Source organism: uncultured Campylobacter sp., from assembly GCF_938031315.1.
Taxonomy (GTDB): domain Bacteria; phylum Campylobacterota; class Campylobacteria; order Campylobacterales; family Campylobacteraceae; genus Campylobacter_B.
Window position 1 is genome coordinate 1 of the sequence record NZ_CALHHT010000106.1, and the last position, 3505, is coordinate 3505.

Annotated in this window: 3 protein-coding genes and 1 tRNA gene; all 4 read left to right on the forward strand. The window is 47.9% G+C overall.

All coding sequences use genetic code 11. The features are described from left to right. The first annotated feature begins 270 nt into the window (after positions 1-270). A tRNA-Arg gene (locus Q0236_RS02980) sits at positions 271-347 on the forward strand. Between the two features lie 64 nt (positions 348-411). Then, a complete protein-coding gene (locus Q0236_RS02985) occupies positions 412-1404 on the forward strand; it encodes an agmatine deiminase family protein (protein WP_297914971.1) in 993 nt (330 codons plus the stop codon). A 20-nt stretch (positions 1405-1424) separates the two neighbouring features. Continuing rightward, complete coding sequence (locus Q0236_RS02990; RefSeq protein ID WP_297914973.1) at positions 1425-2615, forward strand: carbon-nitrogen hydrolase; 1191 nt, start codon at positions 1425-1427, stop codon at positions 2613-2615. A gap of 277 nt (positions 2616-2892) precedes the next feature. Further along, positions 2893-3312 carry a type II secretion system protein gene (locus Q0236_RS02995; protein ID WP_297914975.1) on the forward strand — a complete coding sequence of 140 codons (420 nt, stop codon included), beginning with the start codon at positions 2893-2895 and terminating at the stop codon, positions 3310-3312. The last annotated feature ends 193 nt before the right edge of the window (positions 3313-3505 follow it).

A 3505-nucleotide genomic window follows, 5' to 3' on the forward strand; every position in this document is an offset into this window, starting at 1 on the left:
TTTTAAGTAGGATAAATTTTAAATTCCAAGATGCGAGCAGAATTCTTAAGCAAGTTAAATTTCGGCGCGATACCGCGATACAAGGTAAATTTGAGTAGGCTAAAATTCTTGCACGTTGGAATTTAAACGAAAAACTGGGCGTCGCGATCTGGCAAACACAAAAATGCGAAAAAAATGTGAAGCTAAAATTTATCGCATGTCGAAATTTAAACCGTCTTTTTGGCTAAATTTAAGCTAAAAACGCTATAATCCCGTTTTCTTTTATTTCGTGCGCTCGTAGCTCAGCTGGATAGAGCATTTGATTGCGGTTCAAAAGGTCGGGGATTCGAATTCCTCCGGGCGCACCATCCACAAATATCTTTTTAAACCGACCTTCGCTATAATCCGTGAAATTTTAATCTTGGAGCAAAAATGAGAGCATTCGCCGAATGGGAAGAGCAAGAGGCGCTTTTGGCGTCCTTGCCGCACGCAGGTACCGACTGGGCGCCGTATTTAGGCGAGATACGGGCGGCTTATCGCGACTTTATCGCCGCTGCAGCGAAGTTTGAGCCGGTCGTCGCGATCGCGCCGAGCCGCGAGGATTTTGAGCAAATTTGCGGCGGCTTAGCAAACGCGAGCTTCGCGCAAATCGACACCGACGATACGTGGATCCGCGATTACGGCGCGATCGACGTAGAGGAGGGCAGCAAAATCACGGGGCTAAATTTTCGTTTCAATGCCTGGGGCGGCAAGTTTGCAAGCGCCAAGGACGACGCGCTAAATTCTAAGCTTTACGCCGCGAACGCCCGCCCGCTGCGAGACGTAGATCTGATCTTAGAAGGTGGCAGCGTCGATTTTGACGGCGCGGGCACGATGTTAACTACCAGCACGTGTTTGCTAAACGAAAATCGCAACTCGCTAAGCAAGGCCGAGCTGGATGCGCGGCTGCGTGAAATTTTCGGGCTAAAAAACATAATCTGGCTGGGACGCGGCTTTATAAAAGGCGATGATACCGACAGCCACGTAGACACCCTGGCGCGCTTTCTAAGCCCGCGCACTGTGGCTATTTCGTCGTGCGACGATCTGAGCGATCTGCATTACGCGGAGCTTGGTGCGATGAAGGATGAAATTTCATCGCTCGGATACGACGTGATCGAACTGCCGATCCCGCGCGCGATCTTTTATCGGGGGCGCAGGCTGCCCGCGACTTACGCAAATTTCGCCTTTTTAAACGGCGCGCTCATCGTGCCCACCTACGCGGACCCCGCAGATCCGCACGATCCAAATCGCGCGGCGGACGAGCTGGCGCTGTCGCGTCTGCGAACAGCGTGCGCGAATCGCGAAGTAGTGGGAGTGAACGCGCGCGTTTTCATCCGCCAAAACGGCTCGCTGCACTGCTCGTGCATGAATAAATTCAGGCTTTAAATTTAGATCGAAGGAAAAATATGAAAATTTTAAAAGTTGGGCTGATCTCGCATAAATTTGAAGGAACTAAAGCGCGCACGATAGCGCGTAGTATCGAGCTCATCGCGCGCGCCGCCGCGAAAGGCGCGCAGCTTGTCGTGCTGCAGGAGCTGCATCAGACGCAGTATTTCTGCCAGCGCGAAAATACCGCAAATTTCGACTATGCGCGAGATTTCGAGCACGATTTGCAGCTGTGGAGCGAGGTGGCGAAGAGATTCGGCGTCGTGCTCGTTACTTCGCTTTTCGAGCGCCGCGCGGCAGGGCTGTATCATAACACCGCCGTGGTTTTCGAGCGCGACGGCAGCATTGCCGGCAAATACCGCAAGATGCATATCCGGGACGATCCGCAGTTTTATGAAAAATTTTATTTCACGCCGGGCGATTTGGGCTTTGAGCCGATAGATACGAGCGTCGGGCGGCTCGGCGTGCTCGTGTGCTGGGATCAGTGGTATCCGGAGGCTGCGCGCGCGATGGCGCTTCGCGGGGCGGAGATCCTTATCTATCCGACCGCGATCGGCTGGTTTGACGGCGACGACGAGGATGAAAAGGCGCGCCAGCTGGAGGCCTGGGTCGCGGTACAGCGCGGGCACGCGGTGGCAAACTCCCTGCCCGTAATCGCCGTAAATCGCGTAGGCTTTGAAAAAGCCGCGCTTAGCGAAGTCTCGCCGGATGAAATTTTATCCGGGGGAAATAAAATTCTGCCAGTAAGCGACGGCGGAGCAGCTAGCGATAAAATTTTGCGCTCCGTAGATGCAGGCGGCGATAGTAAAATTTTAAGCGAGGGCGGAATTTTATCCTTTAATAACGGGGCGCTAACGGATAGCGGCAAAATGGCGATCGGCGGTGAAATTTTGCCCGCGAAAAATGAGGCGGTGCGAGAGAATTTAAAGATTTCGATAGAGATAAAATTTAACGGCGAAACTTTAGAGGTGCTGCCGAATAAACAGCGTGTAGAGCGGCTTGCCAGCGAAGAGGGGATTAGGTTTTGGGGCAATAGCTTTGTTTTTGGCGCGCAGGGCGAGCAGCTATTTCGCGCAAATAGCGCCGATGAGCTATGCGAAGTCGTAACCATCGATATGCAAAGATGCGAAAACGTGCGCCGCTGGTGGCCGTTTTTACGCGATAGACGAGTAGAAAACTATGAAATTTTGACTAAGCGATATGGGCTGTAGAATCCCTGTATCTCGAATAGCCATATGGCTTATCGCGCGACGTACAATAATGAAAGCAAATAATTTTTATAGCATCAATGTGCAGAGGTCCGTCAAAATACATTAATAGACCGAATGGGCTTAAAATTTTGATTTTACAATGCCCGCAGAATCGGGCTTTGTAAATAAATTGTAAAAAATTTGCTAAAAACTATTGACAATTTTTAAATTTTTCTCTATAATTCCGCCAAGTTTCGCATATAGGTATGCGGGATGAATTTTATTTAAGGAGTAAACCATGAAAAAAGGTTTTACTATGATCGAGTTGATCTTCGTTATCGTTATTTTAGGTATTTTGGCAGCTGTTGCTATTCCAAGACTTGCAGCTACTCGTGATGACGCTGAGGTTTCTAAGGCAGCCACAAATGTTCAGACATTAATAACTGATCTAGGTTCTTACTACACTTCACAGGGTAATTTCTCTGATAAAATTGAAAAAATGTCAAATGTTGCTAATCCTGTAAAAGTTAAAAAAGAGGTATGCCTAACAGTTGATGATACTAAGATTGATAATGTTAATGGTACAATTGGAGCTACTGTATCGACTAGTGGTCTATGTGGTAATGTTTGGGGTCTACCTGGTTTATCACAAATTAAAGCTAACATCTCTCAAAATGGTGGCAAATTCAAATTTGGTGGCATGGGTGTAGTATACTAGGATTAACTAGTTTTGCTAATTTTTGGCTCTAGCTCTAGCTAGAGCCTTTTTTATTTGTATAATATAATTTATTCATCGCGTCTCTTGCTAAGTTTCATTAATCCACTAATAGATCTTGAGATTAATCTTGACTTTTGGTTACGGTTTTTGTATAATTCAAGTCTTTTTTAATGGGGTATAGCCAAGCGGCAAG

What these genes read in the sequence shown, in the direction of transcription:
- Q0236_RS02985 (WP_297914971.1), top strand. Translation starts at nt 412, where the DNA reads ATGAGAGCATTCGCCGAATGGGAAGAGCAAGAGGCGCTTTTGGCGTCC.
- Q0236_RS02990 (WP_297914973.1), top strand. Translation starts at nt 1,425, where the DNA reads ATGAAAATTTTAAAAGTTGGGCTGATCTCGCATAAATTTGAAGGAACT.
- Q0236_RS02995 (WP_297914975.1), top strand. Translation starts at nt 2,893, where the DNA reads ATGAAAAAAGGTTTTACTATGATCGAGTTGATCTTCGTTATCGTTATT.